This window comes from Bradyrhizobium sp. P5_C11_2, assembly GCF_054049755.1.
This window is the reverse complement of sequence record NZ_JBFULT010001040.1, coordinates 1-1256: the sequence shown is the minus strand read 5'-3', so window position 1 is coordinate 1256 and position 1256 is coordinate 1. Positions and strand designations below refer to the sequence as shown.

Sequence of the window (1256 nt, the reverse complement as noted above, 5' to 3'; positions counted from 1 at the left end):
CATCAGATAGTGTGGCCGGTCGGTCGGCAGCGCCGGCGCGGTCTCGTCGATCATCGCCAGCATCACGGCCTGCGGCTCGCCGACGGCGAGGCCGCCGATCGCATAGCCGTGGAATCCGATCTCGACCAGGCCTCTGGCGCTGGCATGGCGAAGCTGCGGCACGTCGCCGCCCTGCACGATGCCGAACAGCATGTAGCCCGCAGGCGCGCTCTCGAACGCGCGCTTGCTGCGCTCCGCCCAGCGCAGCGACAGGCGCATCGCCCGCTCGATGTCGTCCCGCTCGGCCGGCAGCCGCACGCATTCGTCCATCTGCATGGCGATGTCGGAGCCGAGGAAACGCTGCACCTCGATCGACCGCTCCGGCGACAGCTCGACCTTGGCGCCGTCGATATGCGAGCGGAAGGTGACGGCATGCTCGCTGACCTTGCGCAGATCCGACAGCGACATCACCTGGAAGCCGCCGGAATCCGTGAGCATCGGCCCGTTCCAGCCGGTGAAAGTCTGCAAGCCGCCGAGCGCAGCGATCCGCTCGGCGCCCGGGCGCAGCATCAGATGATAGGTGTTGCCGAGCACGATGTCGGCGCCGGCGTCGCGCACCTCGCGCCAATGCATGCCCTTCATGGCCCCGGCGGTGCCGACCGGCATGAAGGCCGGCGTCCGCACCACGCCGTGCGGCGTGGTCAGGCGACCGGTCCGCGCGGCACCATCGGTGGCGAGCAGTTGGAAATGATTGGGAAGAGAACTGTCGGGACGACTCATGGCGGTGCTTATTGCGTGTCGGGAGAGACCGATCAACCGCCCAATTCGCGGCCGTCAGCCACCCAGACCGCCCCACGACCGACACAATTGAGCCATGTGAGGGCCCACGCACGACCGCTTGTTAAACAAAACGATACCGTATAGTTCTATCAGCGGGGTCAGGATGGGATGTCGGCGCCCGGCGAAAATGCCGGCGGCGGCGTGTAGCGTAGACGGTGACTGACGGCGAATGCCTTCCCCCTTGGCCCAGACTGAATCGATCCTCTCCCGCGGCCGGATGAGGAGGACAGGCCTTCGCCTGCTCGGATCGGCCGTCCTCGCGTGCAGCCTTGCGCTGGGCGCCTGCACGACGCTGCCGCGGACGCCCTACACCGCGGCCGATGCCAGTGTTTCGCGCGTGCTCGATATCGACGGCCTCCGGCGTTACGCCGACGATCCCGTCACGAAATTCAGCTTCGAGAAAGACACCAGCACCGCCACCCGAAGCTATCTGGCCC

At 67.1% G+C, this 1256-nt stretch carries 1 protein-coding gene and 1 pseudogene; one reads left to right on the top strand and one right to left on the bottom strand.

What is annotated here, in order from left to right; all coding sequences use genetic code 11:
- The coding region (locus tag ACXJL8_RS41480; RefSeq protein ID WP_456687082.1) for a tRNA guanosine(34) transglycosylase Tgt at positions 1 to 759 on the bottom strand (759 nt) is incomplete at its 3' end.
- A 277-nt stretch (positions 760 to 1036) separates the two neighbouring features.
- Here ACXJL8_RS41480 and ACXJL8_RS41475 point away from each other — a divergent pair.
- Positions 1037 to 1256 (top strand): annotated as a pseudogene (locus ACXJL8_RS41475) (patatin-like phospholipase family protein); the annotation flags it as partial.